The sequence below is a fragment of the Aeromicrobium sp. 10G20-16 genome (genome assembly GCF_055809665.1).
On sequence record NZ_CM147919.1, the window covers coordinates 3,068,783 to 3,090,452 of the forward strand.

The 21,670-nt window shown below is 70.4% G+C and carries 20 protein-coding genes; 15 read left to right on the plus strand and 5 right to left on the minus strand.

Annotated elements, in window-relative coordinates; genetic code table 11:
• Positions 1-83: 83 nt before the first annotated feature.
• The 5 genes from AC0L5F_RS15835 to AC0L5F_RS15855 all read left to right on the plus strand — a co-directional run bounded on the left by AC0L5F_RS15835 (position 84) and on the right by AC0L5F_RS15855 (position 5,689).
• Positions 84-776, plus strand: a complete 693-nt coding sequence (locus AC0L5F_RS15835; protein ID WP_473314387.1) for an NUDIX hydrolase — start codon at positions 84-86, stop codon at positions 774-776.
• On the plus strand, positions 773-2,038 hold the full coding sequence (gene nadA, locus AC0L5F_RS15840; protein ID WP_473314388.1) for a quinolinate synthase NadA: 1,266 nt from the start codon (positions 773-775) through the stop codon (positions 2,036-2,038). The genes AC0L5F_RS15835 and nadA overlap by 4 nt, the downstream gene beginning before the upstream one ends.
• A 13-nt stretch (positions 2,039-2,051) precedes the next feature.
• On the plus strand, positions 2,052-3,587 hold the full coding sequence (nadB, locus tag AC0L5F_RS15845; RefSeq protein ID WP_473314389.1) for an L-aspartate oxidase: 1,536 nt from the start codon (positions 2,052-2,054) through the stop codon (positions 3,585-3,587).
• Entirely contained in the window at positions 3,580-4,422 is an 843-nt protein-coding gene (gene nadC, locus AC0L5F_RS15850) for a carboxylating nicotinate-nucleotide diphosphorylase (protein ID WP_473314390.1), read from the plus strand. The genes nadB and nadC overlap by 8 nt, the downstream gene beginning before the upstream one ends.
• Positions 4,423-4,591: 169 nt before the next feature.
• The gene (locus AC0L5F_RS15855; protein ID WP_473314391.1) at positions 4,592-5,689 is read left to right on the plus strand and encodes a cysteine desulfurase family protein; all 1,098 of its coding nucleotides are present in this window, start codon (positions 4,592-4,594) and stop codon (positions 5,687-5,689) included.
• A 156-nt stretch (positions 5,690-5,845) separates the two neighbouring features.
• Here the strand turns inward: AC0L5F_RS15855 and AC0L5F_RS15860 are convergent, their stop codons facing one another.
• Positions 5,846-6,406: a hypothetical protein gene (locus AC0L5F_RS15860; protein WP_473314392.1), complete on the minus strand. Its 561-nt coding sequence runs from the start codon at positions 6,404-6,406 to the stop codon at positions 5,846-5,848.
• Between the two features lie 213 nt (positions 6,407-6,619).
• Here AC0L5F_RS15860 and AC0L5F_RS15865 point away from each other — a divergent pair, with 213 nt between their 5' ends.
• Entirely contained in the window at positions 6,620-7,189 is a 570-nt protein-coding gene (locus tag AC0L5F_RS15865; protein ID WP_473314393.1) for a DUF6318 family protein, read from the plus strand.
• Positions 7,186-8,052 (plus strand): hypothetical protein, encoded by an 867-nt coding sequence (locus AC0L5F_RS15870; protein ID WP_473314394.1) that lies wholly within the window; start codon positions 7,186-7,188, stop codon positions 8,050-8,052. The genes AC0L5F_RS15865 and AC0L5F_RS15870 overlap by 4 nt, the downstream gene beginning before the upstream one ends.
• A gap of 8 nt (positions 8,053-8,060) precedes the next feature.
• Here the strand turns inward: AC0L5F_RS15870 and AC0L5F_RS15875 are convergent, their stop codons facing one another.
• From AC0L5F_RS15875 to AC0L5F_RS15885, 3 genes are read right to left on the minus strand one after another with little or no spacing between them, the layout of a single operon-like run.
• On the minus strand, positions 8,061-8,624 hold the full coding sequence (locus tag AC0L5F_RS15875; RefSeq protein ID WP_473314395.1) for a hypothetical protein: 564 nt from the start codon (positions 8,622-8,624) through the stop codon (positions 8,061-8,063).
• A 23-nt stretch (positions 8,625-8,647) separates the two neighbouring features.
• Complete coding sequence (locus AC0L5F_RS15880) at positions 8,648-10,678, minus strand: DUF6571 family protein (RefSeq protein ID WP_473314396.1); 2,031 nt, start codon at positions 10,676-10,678, stop codon at positions 8,648-8,650.
• A 26-nt stretch (positions 10,679-10,704) separates the two neighbouring features.
• The gene (locus AC0L5F_RS15885; RefSeq protein WP_473314397.1) at positions 10,705-11,055 is read right to left on the minus strand and encodes a hypothetical protein; all 351 of its coding nucleotides are present in this window, start codon (positions 11,053-11,055) and stop codon (positions 10,705-10,707) included.
• Positions 11,056-11,274: 219 nt separating this feature from the next.
• Between AC0L5F_RS15885 and AC0L5F_RS15890 the strand changes: the two genes are divergently transcribed.
• Positions 11,275-11,583, plus strand: a complete 309-nt coding sequence (locus AC0L5F_RS15890; protein ID WP_473314398.1) for a hypothetical protein — start codon at positions 11,275-11,277, stop codon at positions 11,581-11,583.
• A gap of 78 nt (positions 11,584-11,661) precedes the next feature.
• Here AC0L5F_RS15890 and AC0L5F_RS15895 read toward each other — a convergent pair whose 3' ends face one another.
• On the minus strand, positions 11,662-16,215 hold the full coding sequence (locus AC0L5F_RS15895; protein WP_473314399.1) for an FtsK/SpoIIIE domain-containing protein: 4,554 nt from the start codon (positions 16,213-16,215) through the stop codon (positions 11,662-11,664).
• Between the two features lie 201 nt (positions 16,216-16,416).
• Here AC0L5F_RS15895 and AC0L5F_RS15900 point away from each other — a divergent pair, with 201 nt between their 5' ends.
• From AC0L5F_RS15900 to AC0L5F_RS15930, 7 genes are all read left to right on the plus strand, one after another.
• Complete coding sequence (locus tag AC0L5F_RS15900; RefSeq protein ID WP_473314400.1) at positions 16,417-17,160, plus strand: SAF domain-containing protein; 744 nt, start codon at positions 16,417-16,419, stop codon at positions 17,158-17,160.
• Complete coding sequence (locus AC0L5F_RS15905; protein WP_473314401.1) at positions 17,157-17,948, plus strand: CpaE/TadZ family protein; 792 nt, start codon at positions 17,157-17,159, stop codon at positions 17,946-17,948. The genes AC0L5F_RS15900 and AC0L5F_RS15905 overlap by 4 nt, the downstream gene beginning before the upstream one ends.
• On the plus strand, positions 17,948-19,255 hold the full coding sequence (locus AC0L5F_RS15910; protein WP_473314402.1) for a CpaF family protein: 1,308 nt from the start codon (positions 17,948-17,950) through the stop codon (positions 19,253-19,255). Before AC0L5F_RS15905 ends, AC0L5F_RS15910 begins: the two co-directional genes overlap by 1 nt.
• Positions 19,255-20,118, plus strand: coding sequence for a type II secretion system F family protein (locus AC0L5F_RS15915; RefSeq protein ID WP_473314403.1), 864 nt, complete (start codon positions 19,255-19,257; stop codon positions 20,116-20,118). Before AC0L5F_RS15910 ends, AC0L5F_RS15915 begins: the two co-directional genes overlap by 1 nt.
• On the plus strand, positions 20,115-21,023 hold the full coding sequence (locus AC0L5F_RS15920; protein ID WP_473314404.1) for a type II secretion system F family protein: 909 nt from the start codon (positions 20,115-20,117) through the stop codon (positions 21,021-21,023). Before AC0L5F_RS15915 ends, AC0L5F_RS15920 begins: the two co-directional genes overlap by 4 nt.
• A 21-nt stretch (positions 21,024-21,044) precedes the next feature.
• Positions 21,045-21,254 (plus strand): Flp family type IVb pilin, encoded by a 210-nt coding sequence (locus AC0L5F_RS15925; RefSeq protein ID WP_473314405.1) that lies wholly within the window; start codon positions 21,045-21,047, stop codon positions 21,252-21,254.
• 71 nt (positions 21,255-21,325) lie between these two features.
• Positions 21,326-21,667: a TadE/TadG family type IV pilus assembly protein gene (locus AC0L5F_RS15930; RefSeq protein ID WP_473314406.1), complete on the plus strand. Its 342-nt coding sequence runs from the start codon at positions 21,326-21,328 to the stop codon at positions 21,665-21,667.
• Positions 21,668-21,670: the final 3 nt, after the last annotated feature.

Consider the following 21,670-nt stretch of genomic DNA (forward strand, 5'->3'; position numbering starts at 1 on the left):
GCAGGCGTCAGTTGGGGATCTACTTAGTGTTGACTCGACTATAAGCGGGGGTTAGTGTCATTGGTACCTGAAGGAGGTGCAGCGTGCTGGAGACGGATCAGAAGGTCTCGTTGGCGGTCTCGACCGTCATCTTCGCGCTGCGCCCGCACCCCACGTCGGGCGATCTCACGGTCTGGCTGCCGCTGGTGCGCCGCATCCGTGAGCCGCACCTCGGATCGTGGGCCCTGCCCGGCGGCCCGCTCGAGTCGCACGAGGATCTCGCGGCCTCGGCGCGCCACACCCTCGGCCGCACCACCGAGCTGCAGCCCCGCTACCTCGAGCAGCTGTACTCCTTCGGCTCGGTCGACCGCTCCGCCGCCGCCGACCCCGCCGATCCCGACGGCGGTCGAGTCGTCTCGATCGTCTACTGGTCGCTGGTGCGCCCCGAGGAGGTCGCCCGCTCGGCCGACGGCGAGAACGTCGAGTGGTTCGTCGCCGACGAGGTGCCGGCACTCGCGTTCGACCACAACACGATCCTCGACTACGCACTGCAGCGTCTGCGCGCCAAGATCACCTACTCGCCGATCGCCTACGCGTTCTGCAACGACGAGTTCACCCTCGCCGAGCTGCGCGAGGTGCACGAGGCCGTGCTGCGCAAGCAGATCGACCCCGCCAACTTCCGCCGCCAGGTGCTCGCCACCGGCGCGGTGGAGCCCACCGGCCGCTGCCTGCAGGGCACCAGCCACCGACCCCCGGCCCTGTACCGGCACGTCCCGCAACCCGAGGAGACCGCATGAGCGCCTCAGTCAACGACCTGATCACCACGGCCCCGGCCGCCTCCTGCGACGTCGAGCTGGTGAAGGGCCCGTGGGAGTTCGACACCGTGCCCGGCTACGGCCCCGGCTGCTCCGAGGACGACCCGATCCCCGACCCCGTGGTCCGCCCCGGCCAGCTGCCGGTGGCCTACCAGAAGATGAGCGACGACGAGCTGCACGAGCGCATCAAGGCGGCCAAGGAGACGCTCGGCGACAAGCTGGTCATCCTCGGCCACTTCTACCAGCGCGACGAGGTCGTCCAGTACGCCGACTTCGTGGGCGACTCGTTCCAGCTGGCCAACGCCGCCCTCACCAAGCCCGACGCCGAGGCCATCGTGTTCTGCGGCGTGCACTTCATGGCCGAGACCGCCGACATCCTCGCCAAGCCCGAGCAGCACGTCATCCTGCCCAACCTGGCCGCCGGTTGCTCGATGGCCGACATGGCCGACGAGGACTCCGTCGAGGACTGCTGGGAGCAGCTCGAGGCCGTCTACGGCCCGCTCGACGAACCCGACGCCGACGGCAAGCAGCCGGTCATCCCGGTCACCTACATGAACTCCTCGGCCGCTCTCAAGGCGTTCTGCGGTCGACACAACGGCATCGTCTGCACCTCGTCCAACGCCGCCACCGTGCTGGAGTGGGCGTTCGAGCGCGGCCACCGTGTGCTGTTCTTCCCCGACCAGCACCTGGGCCGCAACACCGCCAAGGCCATGGGCATCAGCCTGGACGACATGCCCACCTGGAACCCGCGCAAGCCCATGGGCGGCCACACCGCCGACGAGCTCACCAGCGCCAAGGTGCTGCTGTGGAACGGCTTCTGCTCGGTGCACAAGCGCTTCACGGTCGGCCAGATCAAGAAGGCTCGCGAGGAGCACCCGGGCATCAAGATCATCGTGCACCCCGAGAGCCCCATGCCCGTGGTCGACGCCGCCGACGCGTCGGGCTCGACCGACGCCATCAAGAAGTTCGTCGAGGCGTCCAGCCCCGGCGACACCATCGCCATCGGCACCGAGATCAACATGGTCAACCGGCTCGCCGCGCAGTACCCCGACCGCACGATCTTCTGCCTCGACCCGGTCGTGTGCCCGTGCTCGACGATGTACCGCATCCACCCCGGCTACCTCGCCTGGACCCTCGACAGCCTCGTCGAGGGCGAGGTCGTCAACGAGATCGTCGTGCCCGACGAGATCGCCACCCACGCCAAGATCGCGCTCGAGCGGATGCTCGCCGCGCTCCCGAAGTGATCGGTTGCCAGACATGAAGAGCTTGATCGTTGTGGGAAGCGGCGTCGCCGGCATGACCGCCGCGCTCGACGCCGTCGAGGCCGGACTCGAGGTCACCATGATCTCCAAGGCCGACCTCGCGCAGAGCAACACCCGCTACGCCCAGGGTGGCGTGGCCGTCGTCACCGATGCCATGGCCGACCCGCGGGCCCCGAAGCTGGGCGACAGCGTCGACTCGCACGTCGCCGACACGTTGGTGGCCGGTGCGGGGCTCAGCGACGAGGACACGGTGCGCATCCTGTGCTCCGAGGGGCCGCACGCCATCGACGAGCTGATCGAGCGTGGCGTGCAGTTCGACGTGCACGACGGCCGGCTGTCGCACGGGCTCGAGGCGGCCCACAGCTACCAGCGCATCCTGCACGCCGGCGGTGACGCCACGGGCGCCCGTATCGCGTACGCGCTGATCGACCGCATCCACGAGTCCGACGTCACGGTGCGCGAGCGCACCACCGTCGTCGACCTGCTGGTGGAGGGTGGCGTGGTCGTGGGGGTCCAGCTGCTCGACGGCGAGCAGCTGCGCGCCGACGCCGTCGTCCTCGCCACCGGGGGAGCGGGACAGCTGTTCCCGTACTCCACCAATCCGGAAGTGGCCACGGCCGACGGCATCGCCATGGGGCTGCGCGCCGGTGCCGTCGCGGCGGACCTGGAGTTCTACCAGTTCCACCCCACGTCCCTGAACGCCCCGGGCAACTTCCTGGTGTCCGAGGCGGTCCGCGGCGAGGGCGCCCACCTCATCGACGCAGATGGTGAGCGCTTCATGCTCGACGTCCACCCGGACGCCGAGCTGGCTCCCCGCGACGTCGTCGCCCGAGCCATCGCCAACCAGATGCTGAAGCAGCCCGGGGTTCCGGTGCGCCTCGACGCGACGCACCTGGGTGCGGAGTTCCTGGCCCAGCGGTTCCCCAACATCGACGCCGCGTGCCGCGCCCAAGGATTCGACTGGGGCCGCGAGCCCATTCCGGTCACCCCTGCCGCCCACTACTACATGGGCGGCATCCGCACCGACGAGTGGGGCCGCACCTCGGTGCCCGGTCTCTACGCTGTCGGCGAGGTCGCGTGCAACGGGCTGCAGGGGGCCAACCGGCTCGCCTCCAACTCGCTGCTCGAGGGCGCCGTGTACGGATCGCGGGTCATCGAGGGCATCCTCGACCCCGCACCGCAGGTGCCGTTCGACGACGAGTGGGCCGCGCCCACCGCCCTGGACCTGCTCGGATCCGCCGAGGGGCGCGAGGTCAACCGCTCCGACCTGCAGCAGCTGATGTGGGACGCGGCCGGCCTGTCCCGCACCGCCGTCGATCTGGAGCAGGCCATTGCCGAGCTGGCCACGTGGACCTCGCCGGCCGTCACCGACGCCAAGTCCGCCGAGGACGCCAACCTGCTGGTGGTGGCGCGGGCTGTCGTGGCCAGCGCGCTGGTCCGCACCGAGTCGCGTGGTGGGCACTTCCGCGCCGACTTCCCCGACACCGACCCCGCCCAGGCGGTTCACTCAGGAGTGGTCGCAGATGCTTGAACGCCGCCAGATCCAGCGCGTCGTCGTCATGGCGCTCGACGAGGACGCACCGTTCGGCGACGTGACGTCGCAGACCCTGGTGTCCGCCGAGGCGACAGCGGAGGCACAGCTCGTGGCGCGTGAACCGGGAGTCTTCGCCGGAGCCGACGTCTACACCATGGCCATGAGCACCATCGATCCGTCTGTGGCCGTCGTGATGCAGGTCGAGGACGGCGACTCCTTCGGCGCCGGAGACGTGCTGGCCCACGTGACCGGTCCGGCTCGCGCCGTGCTGCAGTCCGAACGCGTCGCACTCAACCTGGTGCAGCGCATGTGCGGCATCGCCACGTTGACGGCGAAGTACGTCGCGGCCGTCGGCGAGCACCAGGTGCGCGTCGTCGACACGCGCAAGACGACGCCCGGTCTGCGCGCGCTCGAGCGGCACGCCGTGCGGTGCGGTGGTGGACACAACCACCGGTACTCGCTGTCGGACGCCGTCATGGCCAAGGACAACCACCTGGCGGTGATGGGCGACCCCACCCAAGCGCTGCGCAAGGCGGCCGCAGCCCTGCCGCACACCACCCACATCGAGGTGGAGGTCGACCGGATCGAGCAGATCGAGAGCGTGATGGAGTCCGCCGTGGTCGACACGATCATGCTCGACAACTTCAGCCTCGAGGATCTGCGCGCGGGAGTGGAGCAGGTCGACGGGAGGGCGCTGGTCGAGGCCAGCGGGGGAGTGACGCTCGAGACCATCGGCGACATCGCTGCCACCGGTGTCGACATCATCAGTGTCGGCGCCCTCACCCACAGCGTCCGCGCCCTCGACCTCGGCCTCGACATCACCGTGTCGTGATGGAGCATCCAGCTCGCCAGGGAGGCCGCCCGCGGCCGACTGTGAGGGAGCGAGGAACGAGCGACCGAGGCGTGGTGAGGGCGACGGCTCGAGCGAGCACTCGGGTCTGGTCGCCTCGCTTCGCTCACGCTCCTCGCTGGCGCTCGGAGCTGGCGACCAGGGTGAGCGCGTGATCTACCTCGACGAGGCGGCCACCACGCCGGTCAGGCGCGAGGTCATGGAGGCCATGTGGCCGTACCTCGGGCCGCAGTTCGGCAATCCTTCGAGCCATCACGAGGTGGGGGAGGCGGCGCTGGCGGGGCTGGACCGTGCGCGGGCCAACGTCGCCGCGCTGCTGGGCGCCCGCGCGTCGGAGATCACCTTCACCTCCGGCGGCACCGAGTCCGACAACACGGCCGTCAAGGGCATTGCGCTGGCCGCCGACGGTCGCCACGTCATCGTCTCGGCCGTCGAGCACCCCGCGGTGCTGGAGTCGGCGGCGTGGCTGGGTCGCATCGGCTACGAGGTCACCGAGCTCCCGGTCGACCACGAGGGGCGGGTCTCGCCCGACACCCTGGCCGAGGCGCTGCGCGACGACACCGCCGTCGTCAGCATCCAGCACGCCAACAACGAGGTCGGGACCGTCCAGCCGATCGCCGAGCTGGCCGCGGTCACGGCCGAGCGCGGCGTGCCGCTGCACACCGACGCGGTGCAGACCGCAGGGTGGCTCGACCTGACCGGTCTCGGCGTCCAGGCGTTGAGCATCAGCGGTCACAAGATCGGGGCGCCCAAGGGTGTCGGCGTGCTCTGGGTGTCGCGCCGGACGCCGTTCGAGCCGCTGATCCACGGTGGAGGACAGGAGCGCGGGCACCGGTCCGGCACCGAGAACGTCGCCGCCGCGGTCGGCATGGCCGCTGCCCTGACGCTTGCCTCCGGACCCACCGACGAGGTGGTGGCTCGCCGCGACGCGTTCATCGCCCGGGTGCTGGCCGAGGTTCCCGGCGCCGAGCTCACCGGGCATCCGATCGAGCGACTCCCGGGCAGCGCGTCGTTCGTGTTCCCCGGCCGCAGCGGCGAGTCGATCCTGCTCGACCTGGAGCGACGTGGGGTGGTCTGCTCCAGCGGATCGGCGTGTGCCGCCGGCAGCGACGACCCCAGCCACGTGCTGATCGCCATGGGCTACGAGCCCGAGGTCGCACAGACCGCCGTCCGGTTCACGTTCGGCCGATCGACCACCGACGAGCAGCTGGACGCAGCAGCAGACGCGCTGGTCGCCACACTCGGCTGATCAGTCGCCCTTCAGCGCGTCCTCGATGTCGTCGCGGTACCGGCTGGGCGCCAGGTCGTCGTGGCCGCTTCATGCTCCGGCCGCCTCGACGACCGACGCGTTCGCCAGGGCCATCGCACGCCACAGCAGGTCCGCGGCCCGCGTCGACGGTTGGTGTCATGCTGTCCCCCGTCCGCCTGCGACCGCCCTGCCCGCGGCGGCCGCGTACTGCTCGGCGATCTCGATGGCGGCCTCGCGGTCGCCGGGCTGGCGCCCGTCGGTGCGGTACACCTGCACGATGACCAACGTGTCTCCCCAGCGTCCGCGCGCCACGGTGCTGACGGACAGGCACGTGCCACCCACCGCCTCGACCGACGACGGGAACGGCTCGAAGTCCTCGCACGCTGTACCGACGACGTCCTCGGGCTCGGCGACCTCGGTGTCCCGCATGACCGAGGTGACGCTCACCGTGGCGACCGCAGGGTCGCCGGCGGTGCACATGTTCGACAGCACCTGGGTCTCGGTGTCGCTCGTGCCCGTGAGCGTCGGGTCGTAGTCGTTGCCGCTCATCTCCAGATCGTCGGCGTCCTGCCCGGGCAGCGAGAGCACCTCGGCGACGACGTCGCGCGGCAGGTAGTCGCAGGTCGACACGGCGTCGTCCTCGACCTCGGGGTCGCCGGTGCACGCAGCCAGCCCGAGGGCTGGGATGCAGACCAGCATGGCGAGGAGTCGGTTCACGGAAGTGATTCCTTCAGGCTGCGGGGAGAGCGGCGGTGCCAGGGCGATGGTCCGGATGAGCCTATCGGGTCGTGCGGGTTCGAGACAGTCCGCCGCGGACGAGTGCGATGCGGTTGGCGTGGTCCGAATGGGCCACGCGACGGTAGTCCACTAGGATCAGCGATGGAGACAGGCTGCGCCGCGTGCGCAGCCCCGACCTGGAGGAGATCATCGATGCGCAGTGCCGCTCTCGCAGCAGTCGCCCTGGCGGTCGTTCTGACCGGGTGCGGAGGCTCGGACGGATCCGTCGACGTCAAGCCGCTGCAGTCGGCGTCGCCCACGGCCAGCGCGACCCCTGACGGCGATCCCGTCGCCGCGCCGTCGGTCAAGCCCACCCGACCCGACGACGTCAAGTCCGGCGCCGGAGCCAAGGCGTTCTCGATCTTCGTGATGCAGAACGTCGTGTACGCGATCTCCACCAACGACATCGACCCTCTGCTCGCCCTGTCGGACGGCGCCTCGTGCACCACCTGCATCAGCCTCGCCAAGGCCAACCAGAAGCGCGGGGACCAGGCGCAGGTGCCCACGGCGGACACCCGCATCACCGACATCGCCGTCGACGAGCAGAGCGCGTCGCGGTACACCGTTCGTCAGACGCTCGTGTTCCCGGAGGTCGAGATCACCGACCTGAAGACCAAGAAGGTGGTCGACACCAGCGCGGCCGCCGACATCGAGGTGACGAGCGTCGTGATCTGGAAGAACGGTCAGTGGCGCCTGGAGAACTACGGGACCAAGGAGGCATGATGATGCGCCGTGCAGCAGCAGCGCTCGTCCTCGCACTGGCGATCGTGGCCGTTCCAGCGGCGGCGTGGGCGGATCCGCCGATCGACATCACCGGTTCCGGTGACACCGTCACCGGCACGGGCACGGACAGCGGCTCCACCCAGACCGGCGGCGGAGGTGGATCCGAAGGGGTCTTCACCATTCCCAAGCCGTACAAGGAGTACCGGTACGTCCCGGCCTGCTCACTCAACTCGCCCGAGAACGGCGACGATGCGCTGTGTGGATCGGCGGTCTACACCTGCCCGACCGGCGAGATCAGGTTCCGCGTCTACACCCGGCAGCACGACGCCAACGGCGACGTGTCCGACGGTGCCGACTACGAGTACGTGGGCACGCAGTGCCGCGGCGCCGACGACCCGCCCGAGGGCGGCCCGGTGCAGATCACGACCGCGGACATTCGCGACGCAGCGCAGCAGGCCGCTCCTGCGACCGCCGTCCACGTCGAGCCCGGCAACCGCTCCTACGTCAACGTGCCGACCAACTTCTACGCCGACACGGCCGGCGCCGACGCGACCATCACGGTGCTCGGCCAGGCGATCGGACTGCGCTTCGAGCCGTCCGGCTACACGTGGAGCTACGGCGACGGCACGTCGGGCTCCGGTGCCGGGGTCGAGAACGCCCCGGTGGGTGGTCCCGGGGCCGTCGAGCACGCCTACCTGAGCTCCGGGGACGTGGCGATCACGTTGACCCGCACCTTCGACGTCACGTTCACCCTGCCCGGCGGGCAGACCGGCACGCTGCCGGCACCGGGCGTGAGCAACACCAGCGAGCCCTACCCGCTGCAGATCGGTGAGATCCAGACGGTCGTCACCCGGGTTCGCTGAGTCGTCCGCTACCCGGAGCAACCGGCGGTGTCGGCAGCCTGCTCGACCATGGAGCGCAGCGCTGCCGGGTCCCAGCCGTCGATGTTGCCGAACACCTCCCCGGTGACACGGTCGCACGCCCAGACCGCGTCGAGGCTGGCATCGGTGTCGTCGAACGGTGGGTCGAAGCCCCCGTCGCCCTGCCCGTCCGCGACCGAGAAGCGGAGCTCGCTGCGATCGATGACCCCCTGCACGGTGCTCAGTCCCTCGTCGTCGTTGACCTTGGCCAGCACGGTGAGGGTTGCGACCCCCTGGCCGATCGAGATCTCGCACCGGAACCCGTCGTCGGAGGCCTCGGGGGCGTCCAGCGAGCCCTCGGACGTGCCCACCTCGAACCGGTCGGTGGTGAGCAGGGCGGCCACGGTGTCGGCCTGGATGCCGCACGCGGACGCCTCGTCGTAGGCGGGCACACCAGACGGGTCATCGGCGCTGCTGGCGCCGCTGCCGCACGCGCCCAACGACGCCGTGAGCGCGATGGCGGCGAGCACTCCAGTGGGTCGGACACGTCGCTGTGAGCGGTGGACGTACGTCATGTGGTTCCGTTCCCTCGCGGTGGTCAGGTCGTCGAGCGGTCAGTCGAAGAAGTCTTGGAACGCGGCGCGATAGGCCTGGTCGTAGTCGTCGATGTTGAAGTATCCGCCGACGCCCTCCATGACGGAGAACAGCTGACTTCGGGTCGACGCCTGCTGCGCGTCCGACATCTGCGCGTACTCGTCCCACGACGGGATGTCGAGGTCCGCATTGCCCGCCAGCCCGCGATCCGCCAGCAACGTGGCCGCGACGTACGACTGCTGGGACAGCGTGGACTCGGCGGCGTCCGAAGCGCTCGCCCGGGCGTCCTGGCCTTCGTGGGCGAGCCAGTCGGTGATCGCGTCCTGTCCCAGCTCTTGCCGCGGTCGATCGCCGCGTTGACGATCTCCTTCGTGGCTCCCTCCGCGAGGCTGTCGACGCCCGGCACCGGCAGCAGGTCGACGACGTCGGACCCGAAGTCGATCCAGGCGCGGGTCCGGGCGTCCGCGGCGTCGGCGCTGGCGATCTTGTCGTCCTGGAGCGTGCGGACGAAGAAGCCCTCCATCCGGGCGTCAGCGCCGAGGGCCGACGTCAGGCCGGTCTGGAGGGTGTCGGCGTCGGGGTTGGCCGCCAGCTGGTCGGCGACGGAACCGAGCTTGTCGGCCCGGTACTCGTTCAGCCCGTCGCGCATCTGCGCGAACCCGTCGTCGGTCGTCATGGCCAGCAAGGAGATCTTGGACAGCGAGTCCTGGTCGAACAACGGCATGTTGGGGATGATGCCGCGATCGGCGTCGGAGGTGAAGGAGAACACACCCGGGTCGACGTCGCCGTTCGCCCCCGGTGTCAGTGCGTAGTCGACGCCGCCCATGTAGGTGGTGAGCATGTGGGCGATGTTCTCGGAGGCATCGTTGCCGGGCCAGTTGATGCGCTCGGAGATGTCGTCGATGTTGTCCCGGGTCGACACGTAGTCGACGAACTTCGAGACCAGCAACGAGGCGTTGTGGGCGCTGGCCGACTCGGGGTCGCCGATCAGGTCGGGGTCGGTGGTGGCAGCGTCGATGACGCCGGTGATCGCCTGGTACTGGTCCTGGCCCCAGGAGCGCTCGTGCAGGTAGTAGTAGGCGCGCGAGTTGATGCCCTCGCCGGGCTCGTCGGGATCGTCATTGTCGCTGAAGAACTCCAGGGCCAGCTCCGGGTCGTTCTCGAGGGCCGACATCAGACCCGTCATGGGGTCGAGGTTGTCATAGGGCGAGCCCCAGCCGGCGAACTGGTAGAAGTCGGTGCCGTTGTCGGGCCGGTCACCCCACAGACCGCTGGCGCCGTCCATCTGGACGCGCTCGTAGTCGTCGAGACGGTCGGCGACCACGCTGGTGAACTCGCTGTCGAAGTGGCCGTCGGTGAGCAGGAACGCGAGGGCGCCCGACGGGTTGTAGCCGATGTGGTCGCCGTCGCGCAGGATGTCGTTGGGGTCGCGGGTGGCCTCGTCGACGAGGCCTTCGGCGAAGGTGCGGTCCGGGAAGGCCGGGTACTCGGTGGCGCTCTCGAGCCCGTCGCGGAGCAGGTCGAGGAGACGTTGCTGATCCTCGAAGTCGACCGCCGGGTCGTAGTTGCGGGTGCTCTGGGCCGCGTCGCTGAAGGCCTGCAGCGTGCCGTCGGGTCCGAGGCGCAGGTACATCTCGCTCATGACGGCCGAGTCGTCCACCCAGCGACCGAGCATCTCGGAGTAGGCGTTGTAGGACTCGGGGTCGGCGACGTTGATCCCCTGGGCCCGGTCGGCGAGCTCCTGGCCCAGCATCCGCTTGATCGCGCTGAGATTGTCGTCGTAGACCTCGTACGTGGCGTGACCGGTGTCGTCGCGGTCGAGAAGCACCGCGAGATCGTGACGGGACTGCAGCTCCTCGAGGTTGTCGCGCAGCCAGCGGGAGGACTTGCCGAGGGTGTCGTCGCCCAGGCTGGGCAGGCCGATGGGGGTGGCGCCGGTGGCCCGGCGGCGTTCGGAGTCGATGCGGTCGGCCAGGCCCTCCGCAGCCGTGATGGCGGCGTTGAGCTTCTCGATGTCGATCTCGACCTTGGTCATGTCCCCCCAATCAGGAGTGGTGGTGATCAGTAGTTGTGGCGGTGGGCCCAGGTTCGGCTCCAGCCGAGGCCGCGCCAGTCGTGCTCCGGCACGCGGTCGGGCTCGCTGTTGAGACGCTGCTGGATCTCGTGCTGGGCTTCGTCGAAGGCCTCGGGGATGCCGCTGCACTGACCGGTCATCTCGCTCGTCCAGGAGTCGGCCTCCGTGCACACCCAGCCGCCGGAGGCGATCGGCGTGGCGATGGCGTCGAGCGGAGACCCGAGACCGGAGAAGACGGCGTCGCTGCACCCCTGGACGGTGGTCTTGCTGCTGTCCAACGTCCTGCGGAACATGTTCGGCTCGGTGACCACGTCGTCGGTGTCGTCCTCCGGTGCCATCGGTTCCTCCTGGAGGTGTCAGTGCCATGTGGGAATCGTCATGGCCCATCGGAACCATGACCCGCTGATCATATCGGCTCACCGGACTTCGAGACAGCCCGCTGCATCCTCGGGGGTGGCCGGTCGACGCCGGACAGGCTGTCGGTCTAGGATCGTAGGGTCCAAGCGCCCTTCGACGTCGTTCGTGGGGGCACACACCTTCGCAGGGGGTAGTTCAGAATGGCTGAAGCACGGATCGAAGATCTCGAGGCGCTCTACAAGGAGCTGGAACGCTCGATGATGGACACCGACGCGATGATCACGCAGGTCGACAACGCGTTCAACAACGCCCGCCAGGAGTGGAAGTCCAAGGGCGCCGACCAGTTCGACCAGGACTGGAACGGCACCTTCAAGCCCACCTTGATCAAGCTGGCCCAGACGTACGCCGCCGCGGGAACCGACGTCGCCTTCCAGCACAACAAGTTCGCGGAGGCGGCCAAGGAGGCCGACATGCACCCGCAGCTCGCGCCGCTGAACTCGCCGCGCTGACACCTGACCTCCGGCCAGACGATCGAGGGCCCCGCATCCGTCGGATGCGGGGCCCTCTCGTTGGGCCCTCTCGTCGCCTCAGGCCTTCGGCACCTGCACCCACTGCCAGCCGGACGGCGAGGTCATCACGCCGCGTCCCTGGGGAACCGCGGCGCCGACGGAGCGTGGCAACCGCACGTTGAGCACGTCTCCGTCGCTGGCCGATCGCGGGGACAGGATCAGGCCGGTGCGACCGCGCTTCATCTCCACGGTCAGCCCCCGGTAGACGCTGGAGATCTCGTCGAGGCTGCCGCCCACCACCATCGCGTTGGTCGTGTCCCGCATGGCGCCGTAGGCGTCCGCCAGCGCCGCCCCGAGTGGCGAGTCCGCGCCGAGCACCTCGAAGTCGTCGACGACGATGGTGTGCTCCCGGCGCAGCGCGGCGAGGCGCTCCTTGATCTCGTCCAGCGGCTCGGCACCGGTGAACACCGTGACGCGCCGGTCGGCCAGCTCGCGCAGCGGTGAGACGCGTGGGGCGAACAGCACCACCTCGCGTCGCATCTGCAGGTGTCGCTCGGCGATCACCTGCAGGACGTTGCTGCGTCCCGACCTCGGCGGACCGGCCACCAGGAAGCCGGAGCCGGTGACGAGCGGGTCGAAGCCCTGCAGGGCGAGGGTGTCGCCGCCGACTCCCACCGGAGTGAACGACGGGCTCTCGGACACCGGGTCGAGCTCGAGCGCCTCGCGCAGCGTGATCGCGGCCGGCAGCTCGTCGACCCGTTGTGGCCGACGACTCCTGGCCACGCCGGCCCACCGCTCCGTGGCCTCTCGGCCGATCTCCTGCAGCACGCGCACCTGGTCGGTCCCGACGCCACTCGCGTCGAGCAGGGCCCACTGCAGCTCTCGGGCCCGCTCGCCGGACCGGAAGGCACGCCCTGGGGGCATCGTGACCGGCACCTGGCGGGCCGTCATGCCCACGGCGGAGAAGTCGCTCGGGTCGCTCATCGACAGCACGATGCGGTCCTCCACCAGCATCGAGATGCGACCGAGGACCCCGGAACGGTCCGACCCGATGACCAGCCGCAGACCGGCACCGGCGCCTTCCTGCAGCAACGAGTTGAGGCGTTCGAGCAGGACGCCGCCGTCGACGGACTCGAACGCCGTGGTGAAGCCCTCGAGCCGATCCAGCAGCACCACCAGGTACGGCAGCCGATCGTCGGGCGCAGCGGAGGCGCGCTGCTCGCGGATGTCGGCGTAGCCCTGCTCGGCCAGACTCTGCTGGCGCCTCGAGACCTCACGCTGGAGGTGGTCGAACAGGCGCATCATGCGGTCGACCTGCAGCCGGGTGACGACCGCGCCGACGTGGGGGAGCGCGATGAGGGGGAGGAGGGCGTTGTTGCCCGCATCGATCCCGAACAGGTGAACATCGGCGGGGGACGTCTGACGCGCGATGGCAGCCGCAACGAGCCGCAGGGCCGACGACCGGCCGGAGCGCGACTGCCCGGCGATCATCAGGTGCCCGCCGCGCTCGAGGTCCCATGTCTCCACCTGCTGCTGCTGGTGGTGCGGGATGTCGGCGATGCCCAGCGGCACCGGAGGCACGACGCCGTCCTCGGGCGTGGGCGCCTCCAGCTCGTCGATGCCGATCGTCTCCGGCAGTGGAGGCAGCCACGGCTTGCGCATCGGGCCCAGCCCGATGGTGTCGTTGGCGTCGCGGATGGCCCCGACGAGCGTCGCGAGATCGGTGGGGATCTCGACGTCGTCCTCGACCGCGGCGGTGGCGACCTTGCGGCCGGCGACGCTCAGGTCGGTCCAACCGAACGACGATGCGACGAGGTCGGCCTCCGCGTTCCCCTTGGGGCGACCGCCGACGCGTGAGCTCTGGAACGGCTGCAGCGACGATGCTCCGAGCCGGGCGTAGGCGCGTCCCGGCGTCGACTTGGCGATGTCGGCGGCGACGCCGGACTCGATGACGTCCTCGGAGTCGCCCTTGTCGGTGACGCGCAGGGCGATCCGCAGGTTGGTGTTGGACTTGATCTCGGCGTTGACCACGCCGGCAGGGCGCTGGGTGGCGAGGATCAGGTGCACGCCCAGGGATCGGCCGCGGCGGGCGACGTCGACCAGTCCGGTGACGAAGTCGGGCAGCTCGGCCACCAGCGCCGCGAACTCGTCGATGATGATCAGCAGGCGGGGCATGGGCTCGTCGCCGGGCTTGCGGCCGGCGAGGTAGTCCTCGATGTCCTTGGCCTGGGCGCGGGACAGCTGACGCTCGCGGTAGTGCAGCTCGGCGCCGAGCGACTCCAGCGCACGCGTGGTCAGGTGCCCGTCGAGGTCCGTGACCATGCCGACGGTGTGGGGCAGGTGCTGGCAGTCCATGAACGCCGCGCCGCCCTTGTAGTCGACCAGCACGAAGGTGAACTCGTCGGGCCGGTTGCCGACCGCGAGCGACGCGATGATCGTCTGCAGCAGCTCGGACTTGCCGGAGCCTGTGGTGCCGGCGATGAGCCCGTGGGGGCCGTCAGCCCGCACGTCGATGGTGAACGGCCCGTCGAGGCCCTCGCCGATGGTGGCGCGGGTGGTCCGACCGGACCGTCCCCAGCGCCCGACGAGATCGTCGCCGTCGGGATGGGGCAGGCCCAGCACGTCCAGGAGCCGGCTCGAGGACGGCAGCGCCGCGCTCGGGTCCTCGGTGCTGACGTCACGGATGGGCGACAGTGCCCGGGACAGCCGCTCCAGCCAGGACGCCTCCACCAGGTCGGGCCGCACGCCGTCGATGTGGCGCTCCGAGGTGGTCTCGACGCTGATCAGGCCGTCCGCGTAGGACACGACGCTGCGGCACTCCTCGGGCAGCTCGTGCACGGTCTGGTCCAGGCAGAGGACGTGCACGCCGAGTGACGGGCCGTCCTTGAGGACCGAGATCATGCCGGGCAGCAGGCGCAGCTCGCGGGCGCCGTCGAGCACCAGGACCATGCGCTGGACCGACGCGATGGCCTTCTCGTCCAGCTCGCGGCGGCTCGAGACCACCCGTGACAGCTCGCCGATCAGCTGTGAGCGGCCGTCGTCGTCGGCGCCGATGCGCACGGCCCGTGATCCCTCGTCGCCTCGAGCGTGGGGGAGCCACTTGACCCAGTCCCAGGAATCCTCGCCCGCGGGGTCGGTGAGCACCCACAGCGAGGTGTCGGCCGGGCTGTGCATGGTGGCCACCTGGGCGACCAGCCAGGAGGCGACGCGGCGGCGGTTGGCGTCGCCGGCGACACCCACCACGCCGGCCTCGCCCAGGTTCACGGTGACGGGGACGTCCGGGGCGGTCCACCGCAGCGGGCCCTCGTGGGCGGCTCGATCGGGGTCGCGCACCTCGACCTCGGACGGCAGGTCGCACGTGCCGACGCGTAGGACCAGGAAGTCCGCGTCCCACCGACGCCGCTCCCAGAGTCGGGCGCGCGGACCCGTGGCGAACAGCAGGGTGCTGGCCGGATCGGGGAACACCGTGCGCCGGTGGAACCGCTCGTCGATCAGGGAGTCGACGGCGGCGCGCTCCACGCCCACCCGCTTCTCGTTGTACTCGTCGACCTGGGTCAGGTAGCGGCGCTTCTGCTGGCGACGTCCGGTGGTGGCGTTCATCAGCATCATCACCGGCATCATGACCATGATCATCAGCGTGTAGGGCGAGCGGGTGATGAAGTACATCGAGCCACTCATGACCAGCGGCGACAGCATCATGACCAGCGGGAACGGCATCTTGTCGGGCTTGCGGGGCTCCTGCGGCAGCGTGAACTCCCGCGGCTTCTCCGCCGGGTGCAGACGCGGTGGGCGGTTGTAGTCCAGCTCCGGGCGCGACGGCGACGGCGAGAGCGAGGCATCCGCCGTGCCGGGTGCCACCTGCTCCAGCAGGACGTTGCCGACCCCCAGGTCCTGGCCCGCTTCCCACGTGGTGGTGGCGGCCACCGGTTCACGGTTGAGGCGCAGCAGGGGCAGGTCGGCCATCGGGTCGACGCGGTCGCCGAGCTCGAGCGCGGTGCTGACGGGCTTGCGACGGAACAGGCGGGCGAGTCGGCCGCGTTGGGCGTCCGTGACCGAGCTGGCCGCCAGGATGATCGGCTCGGCAGCGGGCTCGCGGCGGTGCGGTTGGGGCAGTGTCCGGTCCGCGGCCGCCGGGTCGGGAGTGATGGTGACGGTGCCGGCCATGTCGACCTCGAGCGTGGCGGCGACCTCGGGGACGGTGGGGTCGGACACGCAGATGGTGCAGTGCGCGGCCGACCCGATGGTGGCCGTTCCGGTGCTGAGCCGGTGCACGCGACCGGCGCCGAGTCCCGACTCGACCCGCACCTCGACGAGTCCGATCGGTTCGTGCTCGCGGTGCGACGACGGTCCGCCGACGCCGATGGTGGCGCCTTGACGGATCTCGCTGGCGTCGATGGTCGCACTCGGGTCGAGCGGGACGTCGCCGAGATACAGGTCCAGGTCGGGCTCGACACCGGTCTCGCGGGTGCGCAGGTCCACGACGTTGGTGCGGTCCGCCGTGTCCGTGCGGTGTCCCAGCTGCTGGGCGACGGTACGGGCGAGATCACGCACGGTGGTGTCGGCCGAGTACTCGCACACCAGATCGCGTGAGGCGCCGGTGGACGGCGACTCGGCGGTGATCAGCAGACGCATGGAGTCAGCCTAGTCAGGAAGGAGCCGGGCGACGGTTCAGCCGTGACGGGGTCGTCACCTGCTCGTTGGACGTCGTGAATGGTTGTTTCGGGCCGTGTTCGCGTAGTTCGGTCGATTACGCACAACCATCCATCGCGACTAGTATCGTGACTGCTTCGTCCGCAGGAAGATCCTGTCACAAAGTCCCGAGGAGGACCACCCATGGCCCAGGACACCACGGTGGCGGATCGCCAGCGAGATCGCGCAGCTCGCGGCATCGGGACCCGTGAGGCCAACCGTTTCGGCAGCGATCGCCCCTCTCCTCCTCGTCGGCGCCGCCCCACGCTCGCCCTGCTCGCCGTGCTGCTGGTCGTCGGCGGTGCCGCTCTGGCCGGCGTCCTGGCGCTGCGTCTGGACTCGCGTCAGCCCGTTCTCGTGATGGCTCAGGACGTACCCGCCGGCACCGAGATCACCACCGACCTGCTCGCCAGCACCGACGTCGCGGCCGACGGCCTCAAGCTCGTGCCGCTGGACCAGGCCCAGCAGGTGCTCGGCACCTACACCACGGTGCCGCTCGCCCAGGGCCAGCTGCTCGAGACCCCGTCGCTGACCTCCACCTCACCGTTCGGCACCGACAAGGCGCAGGTCGGCGTTCCGATCGCCGCCGGAAGCGCCCCCGACGGGCTCCGCTCCGGTGACCTCGTGCGACTGGTCCGAGTCGGCGACGGCAACTCGCCCCCGGTCGCCATCGCGACCGCCCTGGTCCTCTCCACCAGCACCGACACCAGCGGTGGAACCCTCGGCGGGGGCGGACAGTCCAGCACCTCGGCCACGGTGCTCGTGCCCACGACCGCGGCCGACGCCACCATCGATGCCGCTGCCAACGACCGTCTCGGCATCGCCCTGTCGCAGCGAGGAGTGTCGGTCGCGGACGCCAACCTGGTGAGCCTCGGGGCCGCACGATGACCCTCGTCGCGTTCGCCTCGGCGAAGGGGTCGCCCGGCGTCAGTCATGCCGTCGGTGAGCTGGCACGCCTGTGGCCGCGCGACGTCGCGGTCGCCGATCTCGACCCGGCCGGCGGCGACGCCGAGCTGCTCCTGCGCGACCAGAACGGCGACCCGCTGTCGGCCGAGACCGGCCTGGTGTCGCTCGGAGCCGCACTGCGTGGCGGCAAGACCGCAGACATCGCGCCGCACCTGCAGACCACCAACGACGACGTCCGCGTGCTGGTGGGCGTGTCCTCACCCGGTCAGATGCAGGGTCTCGGGCCGGTGTGGCCGCACCTGGCCGGCACGATAACCAGCTGGCACAGCGACGTGCTCGCCGACTGTGGTCGGTTCGCCCCCGGATCCCCGGTGCAGCCGGTGATCGAGGCGGCGTCGGCCCTGGTGTTCCTGTCGCGCAACGACCTGCCGTCGCTGGCGCATCTGCGCGAGCGGCTGGTGGCCATGCGCGAGCCTCTCTCCCTCGGCCGTGGCGGCGGCATCCCGGTGGGCGTCGCGCTGGTGGGGGACCCCCGCGATCAGCGATCCCTGTCCGACATGGTGCGGCTGTTCGCCTCGGCCGGCCTCCCGGTCGAGGGGCTGGGCGTGATCGCCCACGACCCACGCGCCGTCAAGGCGTGGTGGAGCCTGTCGCGCCGTGCCCAGCGGCGCTCGCTGTACCACCGCTCGCTGGTCGACGTGTCCGCTCGCGTCTGCGCCCTGTCCGGCGTGTCGAGCGCCGCTCCCGCCCCGATCGCCGAGGAGGTCTGATGGACCAGCAGCTGCTGCGACGGCTCCGCGAGGAGGTCGCCAACGCCCTGGCGAGCCAGCGTCGCCAGGACGCCACCTCGGGCCGCCCGGTCATGAGCAGCGAGGACGAGCGACAGTTCGCCCGGGCCGTCATCTCCCGGGTCCTGGAGAACCACGCCCGCCTCGAGATCGCCGCCGGGCGCACGCCGCCGTCGCCGACGGAGGAGGCCGAGCTGGCCGACGGCATCCACGCGGCGCTGTACGGCGTCGGCCGCCTGCAGCCGTTGCTCGACGACCCCGAGGTCGAGAACATCGACATCAACGGGTACGACAACGTGTTCGTCGGGTACGCCAACGGCGAGGAGAAGCGGCACCCCCCGGTGGCCGAGAGCGACGACGAGCTGATCGAGCTGGTCCAGATCCTCGGCGCGTACTCCAGCCTCACCAGCCGTCCGTTCGACACCGCCAACCCCCAGCTCGACCTGCGGCTGCCCGACGGATCGCGACTCTCGGCGGTCATGGGCGTCACCCAGCGGCCGTCGTTGTCGATCCGTCGCGCGCGCCTCAGCCGGGTCTCGCTCGACACCCTCGTGGACAACGGGTCGATGTCGCCCGACGTCGCGTCGTTCCTGTCCGCGGCCGTGGCCGCGCGCAAGAACATCATGATCGCGGGCGCCACGAACGCCGGGAAGACGACGCTGCTGCGGGCGCTCGCCAACGAGATCGGGCCGTCGGAGCGACTCATCACCGTCGAGCGAGCCCTCGAGCTCGGCCTGGGCGAGTTCGCGGACCTGCACCCCAACGTGGTGGCCTTCGAGGAACGCCTGCCCAACTCCGAGGGCCGTGGTGAGATCGGCATGGCCGACCTCGTGCGACGCTCGCTGCGCATGAACCCCAGCCGCGTGATCGTCGGCGAGGTGCTGGGCGACGAGATCGTCACCATGCTCAACGCGATGAGCCAGGGCAACGACGGGTCCCTGTCGACGATCCACGCCAACTCCTCGATCGAGGTGTTCAACCGCATCTGCACCTACGCCATCCAGTCCGCGGAGCGACTGCCGGCCGACGCGACCATGATGCTGATCGCCGGTGCCATCGACTTCGTGGTGTTCGTGGAGCGCCGCAACGAGTTCGAGACCGGCGGCGGGCTGCGGCGCATGATCACCTCGATCCGCGAGGTCAACGGCGTCGACGGCAGCGTGCTCTCCAGCGAGGTGTTCGCTGCCGGACCCGACGGGGTCGCGGTCCCAGCGGCCTCGATCAGCTGCGCCGACGAGCTCGCGGCCCAGGGCTACCGTCCCGGCAGCTACGTGGCGGGAGCGTTCTGATGCCCCTGCAGATCCTGGCGATCATCGTGCTCGGCGCGGCCGTCGGCGGCGGCATCGTCCTGTTCGTGTTCGCCCTGACGTCGGCGCCGAGCACCACGGTCAGGGCTCCGTCGCCGCTGCTGGGCACGCTCAGGGGCTTCGGCCAGCGACTGCCCCTGGCGGTCGCCGGTGCGTTGGGCGTCCTGGTGCTCACCCGCTGGCCGGTGCTCGCCATCGCGACCGGCCTGCTGGTGTTCTTCGGTCCGCTGCTGTTCGGTGGCATCGCCGCCGAACGCCGCTCGATCGCACGCCTCGAGGGCCTGGCGGCCTGGACGGAGTCCCTGCGCGACACCATCGCCGGCTCGGTCGGCCTGGAGCAGGCCATCCCGGCCACGGCCTACGCAGCGGCCCCGGCCATCAAGCCGCATCTGACCGAGCTGGCCGACCGGCTGCGCGTGCGCACTCCGCTGCCCGTGGCGCTGCAGGAGTTCGCCGACGAGCTCGACGACGCCAGCGCCGACCTGATCATCGCCGCGCTGGTGCTCAACGCCCAGCTGCGTGGCCCCGGACTCCGCGACGTCCTCACCTCGCTCGCCCGGTCCTCTCGCGAGGAGCTGGAGATGCGGCGCCGCATCAACGCGCAGCGAGCCAGCACCAGGCGCAGCGTGCAGATCGTGGTCCTGGTCACCGTGACCTTCGTCTTCGGCCTGGCCATCTTGAACCGCTCGTACGTCGAGCCCTACTCCTCGCCGCTCGGTCAGCTGGTGCTGCTGGTCGTCCTCGGACTCTTCGCGGCAGGCTTCCTGTGGATGCGTCGCCTGTCGGTGTTCGACCTTCCCGAGCGCTTCATGTTCTCCAGCCGTCCCACGGGGGTGCCCCGATGATCTGGATCCTGCTGTCCGGGGCCGCGGCGGGCTTCGGGCTGTACGCGCTGGTGCTCCGGTTCGACACCGGCTCGGGCACGGCGGCCGCCGAGCTCGCGCGCCTCGACGCCGGACGCTCCCGGGTGGCCCGCAACGCCGCGATCGACGTCGAGAAGACCGAGGGCTCGCTGCGCCTGCGGCGGGTCGGCGCCACGATGGCGTCGGCGATGGAGAGCCGCGGCTACCGCGTGCCGGCCGGTGTCCGCGCCGACCTCGAGGTCATGGGCCGGTCCGTCGAGACCCACCTCGGCATGAGCGTCCTGGGCGCCGTGGCCGGCCTGTTCGCGCCGGCGTTCGCCCTGGCCCCCTTCGTCCTCGGCCTGGGCGTCAGCCCGGCGGTCCCGTTGTGGTTGGCCCTGGTCGGTGCCGTGGCGGGGTTCGTCCTCACCACCGTGCAGCTGGCCGGGACTGCCCGCGAGCGGCGCCGCGCCTTCCGCCACGTCGTCAGTGCGTTCCTCGACCTGGTGTCGATGAACCTCGCCGGTGGACGTGGCGTGCCGGAGGCACTCAGCTCGGCCTCCCGGCTCAGCCAGGGATGGGCCATGGTGCGCATCCGTGACGCCATGGAGACCGCCCGCCTGCAGGGCGTCACGCCGTGGGCCGCACTCGGCGACCTCGGCGAGCGCATGGCGGTCGAGGAGCTCCGCGACCTCGCGGCCGCGCTCGCCCTCGTGGCCGAGGACGGCGCCAAGGTCCGCGACTCGCTCGCAGCACGAGCCGTCTCGATGCGTCAGCGTGAGCTGGCCGACGCCGAGGGGCAGGCGGCCAAGCGGTCGCAGTCCATGCTCATCGCGCAGCTGTTGTTGTGCGTGGGCTTCCTGTTGTTCCTGATCTACCCGGCGATCGCCAACGTCGTCGGGCTGTAGCCCCCAGTGAATGGAGTCACCATGAACACCTCACCCACCACCCCGCTCGGCTTCCTGCTGCTCGTCCTGTCGACGCACGACCGACGCCGTGACGAGCGCGGGGCCTCCGCGGTCGAGTGGATCATCATCGCGGCCATCGTCGTCGGCGTGTGCGGTGCGATCGCCGCCATCTTGGTTCCGGCCCTGACCGGCCAGGCCAACGACATCGCCGACCAGATCCAGAAGCAGTAACGCAGCTGATGCAGATCCGGTCACGGCGGGATGCAGACAGGGGATACAGCTCGATCGAGCTGGTCCTCTACATGCCCCTGCTCCTGATCGCGATCCTGCTGACGGTGCAGTTCTCGTTGATCTACCTCGCCAACGAGTACGCCTCGGCCGCCGCTCGGGAGGGCAACCGGGTCGCGCGCGTCACCGGCGACGTCGGGCAGGGCGAGGCCAAGGGACGACAGGTGGCCTCCGACCTCGGCACCGGGATGCTCGACTCGGTCACCGTCAACACCCAGGTGATCGGCGGAAACGTGGTCGAGACCGAGGTCCGCGGCAGCGCTCCGCAGATCGTGCCGTTCCTCTCGTTGGTCGACGTCAGCGAGACCGTGCGCGGCCCGATCGAGCGCTTCAACCCTGATGGGGTGGCACCGTGAGGC